We start from the raw sequence: 3,393 nt of genomic DNA, 5'->3' as shown, positions 1-3,393 counted from the left end.
GCTCAAGCCTTGTACTAGAAGCATTATTCCTTACGGTAAAGAACCGAACAAAAACTAAGCTCGAAAGACCAACAGGCGCTAGTCACCAGCATCTTTTTATTGGGCGGGTTTCAGATATGAATTTTCGTTTACTGCTTTTATTACCGTTTATATTGCTACTGCAATCTTGCCAAGATGCACGGATGCCACTGTTATCATCAGGGGCTACCATTGTCGCTTTTGGGGATAGCTTAACTGCCGGTGTTGGAGCTAGCAAAGGGGCTGATTATCCCGCTCAGCTCGCTCAGATGAGTCACTTGACGGTTATCAATGCCGGTATATCTGGAGAAACAACCAGTAAAGGGCTAAAGAGATTACCAGGGATATTAGCGAAACATTCTCCCGAGCTGCTTATTTTACTTGAAGGGGGCAATGATTTTCTAAGAAACCATCCTCTGGCTGAGACTAAACGTAATTTGGCAGCAATGATAGAACTGGCGCAATCTCAAGGAGCCACTGTGCTGTTGATTGCGGTGCCAAAGAAAAGCCTATTTCTTACTCCTTCACCTATCTATGCAGAATTAGCGCAGGAATATCAGCTGGTCTTATTGGAAGAAACGCTTAGTGAGCTGCTAGGCAGCCCAAGTAAAAAGTCCGACACCATCCACCTGAATGACAGTGGTTACCGAGTATTAGCTGAAGCTATTAATCACCATATCGACAGCACTTAACTTGAACTCGATATAGCGATATTGACTGTTATCAGCTGAAAAATAGCCAAAATAGTGAACTGGATCCTTAGTTGCTGGATTAGAAATGCAATTAAGCCCATGAACTCACTAATTATTAGGGCTTACTTAGCTCATTTTCTGGGATTTCTGCCTTTGACACAGTCTTTATTTGGATTGTTATTGGAATCACAGATTTATTCACTAAACTAAATTTAATGCGCAATAAATGGCTAAAACTTGCTAAGCTAGGGGCAGAGAGCTTGGCTCCAAATGCTGATCGTTAAGAGCCCTTGGCTGATTGAGCATATATATATAAATATAATAAAAGGTTTAACGTTTCAAATGACAGATCTTGAGCAGCAGGTATTTACTCAAGTACGCGCTATTATCGGCAATGAAGAGCAGGTAATTGGTCGTAGAGGGATACTTATCCCGTTAAAAAAAGCCATCATAGCCGATGGTGATATTCGAAATGTCATTGACATAGTCTCGACAGATCCCGCGCTATCAGCTCACCTATTGTGGCGCAGTAGCACGGCAAATCAAATTTCGGCGCAATCGAATAAGAATCGTTCATTGAAGGATGCTTTAGTCAGGCTTGGACAGGTGAATATTTACCGCTATGCGTTTACTTTTTATTTGAAAGAAAGACTCGATGAGTTGAAAGAGCCTTATAAAAAGCTAGTTCACGGTTACTGGGCATTAACAGAAGCTGTAGCAACAGATGCGGTCGATACACTGTACAAAATGGATAGTTTTGATATCAGCCCTGATGAAGTGCAAACACTGGCGCTATTTAGTGTTTTTGGAGACATCATCGCACTGACTGCTTTTGCATACCTAAATAGTGAAACGGAAAAGCCTTATTCACTTAGTGTGCTTAAAGGTATTCTTGAAAATCAGCAGCAAACACTGACGATGGAAGCTTTTGAGTCTTTAGGGTTAGATGATGAGCTACGTGATGAATTTTTGATTGCGCATAATTTGCGACAAACTCATAACGCAGCGTCGCCAGGTTTAGTACTTAGACGAACACTAGCTAAACGAAACCTCCTATTAAGACCACTATAGAGTTAATATAAAGCCTGCATTTAGCAGGCTTTTTTATATCGATTGATTGGTGAGCAAGTCGTTCTATTTGAGCTTTTGCTTTTCAATCCCTTCTTTAGCAACCATTTCTAACCAATGCTGGGCTAAACGAGCATTTGAACCGTTTCTGCGGTAGGCGCCAAACAGTGGTCTTCTAAGTCCATCAGGCCCTAGCTTAATACTGACTAGATTTAGACCGTGGCTTTCACTGATTGACCAATTAGGTAATGCAGCTATGCCGTCTTTACAGGCAATACGTTGCAACAGCATCATGGTGAGATCACACTTAATTACAGCGCCGGCTTGAATACCCGCTGGCTCCATGAAGTGGCGATAAATATCTAAACGCTCTAACGATACTGGGTAGCTTAAAATTGGCAGGTTTTCGAGCTGTTTTGGGGTTACAAATTTTTCATTGGCAAGCGGGTGATCACTGGCCACAACGAGGCGTACTTCAAAGTCAAAAAGATGTTGATAAGCGATAGCTTGCCCTGGAACAGGATCTGACGTTAGCACTACATCTAGCTCGCCCAACTCAAGAGCATTCAGAGAGTCAAATAGATGGCGGCTAGAAAGGTCAAGATCTGCTTGGGGATATTCTTGTCTAAATTGCTCCATAACTGGCATTAGCCAGCGGAAACAACTGTGGCATTCAATTCCCACTCCAAGCTTATTATCACCCTTTTCAAGACCTTTTTTTAGGTCAAACTCAGTCTCTATAACCTTAGGTAAAATGTCTTCAGCAAGGTTTAACAATCTTGAACCTTCTTGAGTGAAAGATAGCGGCTTACTCTTTCGCACAAAAATAGCTGAATTAATCCTAGTTTCAAGTTCCTTGATCTGATGAGAAAGTGCCGATTGTGTGACAAAGCGCTTTTTCGCAGCACCTGCGAGACTTCCGCTTTCCTTTAAGGCGACTAATGTACGTAAATGTCTAAGCTCTATCATTTTATCCTCACATGAAGTTTTCTCATGTTGCTCTTGAATTCGTTTTTATTGCGATGAAATAGACTAACACAGTGAACGTCTGGACGTCCAGAAGTCCGCTATTGCAAATTGAGACAACATTTTCCATAAGGGGGGGTGTCTGAATTTTATTCATCTTAACACTAAAGGATATACAATATGCAATTAATTAGTGCAGGTTTCTTTCAAAACGATCATTTGGCTAATTAGAAGCTTACGGTGTATAGGTATTGTTTTAGATGGCTTGCACGTGATTAAGCTATTGATTTTAATGGTTGTTTGTGTCGGCGGTGTCGGTGTGGGAAAGTGGGTTTTGAGGGGGATTTTCTCTTTGTAAAAGATTCTGCATATTATGAGCAAACATTTAGTTTACGTGCAACTTTGGACGGAATTCTCACTTGGCATGCTAGAAAAATAGTATCGATCTCGTCGTTTTAGCTAGATTGACCTGGAGCCTAATCACTTTAGGTAACGCTGGATAGCTGGAAAAGCGATCTATAATGTTGACGTAGGAGATCACTATCTTGCTCTAAGGTTAGCTAAAACCAGAAAATCGATAGAAGCTGTTGAAGCAAAGTCCGTGAAAGCTAATGTTATACCAATTGCATAAAAAGTTTGACCATTCAGC

At 41.2% G+C, this 3,393-nt stretch carries 3 protein-coding genes; 2 read left to right on the top strand and 1 reads right to left on the bottom strand.

The window, feature by feature from the left end:
• Together AB4238_RS20405 and AB4238_RS20400 are read left to right on the top strand one after the other, a co-directional pair.
• The coding region (locus AB4238_RS20405; RefSeq protein WP_372035245.1) for an arylesterase at positions 1-710 on the top strand (710 nt) is incomplete at its 5' end.
• Positions 711-1,052: 342 nt separating this feature from the next.
• Positions 1,053-1,781, top strand: a complete 729-nt coding sequence (locus tag AB4238_RS20400; RefSeq protein WP_372035244.1) for an HDOD domain-containing protein — start codon at positions 1,053-1,055, stop codon at positions 1,779-1,781.
• Positions 1,782-1,844: 63 nt separating this feature from the next.
• Here AB4238_RS20400 and AB4238_RS20395 read toward each other — a convergent pair whose 3' ends face one another.
• Positions 1,845-2,747, bottom strand: a complete 903-nt coding sequence (locus tag AB4238_RS20395) for a LysR substrate-binding domain-containing protein (protein WP_372035242.1) — start codon at positions 2,745-2,747, stop codon at positions 1,845-1,847.
• Between the last annotated feature and the right edge of the window lie 646 nt (positions 2,748-3,393).

The organism is Shewanella sp. 10N.286.45.A1 (assembly GCF_041470405.1).
Lineage (GTDB): Bacteria > Pseudomonadota > Gammaproteobacteria > Enterobacterales > Shewanellaceae > Shewanella.
This window is presented reverse-complemented; position numbering and strand designations above follow the sequence as displayed.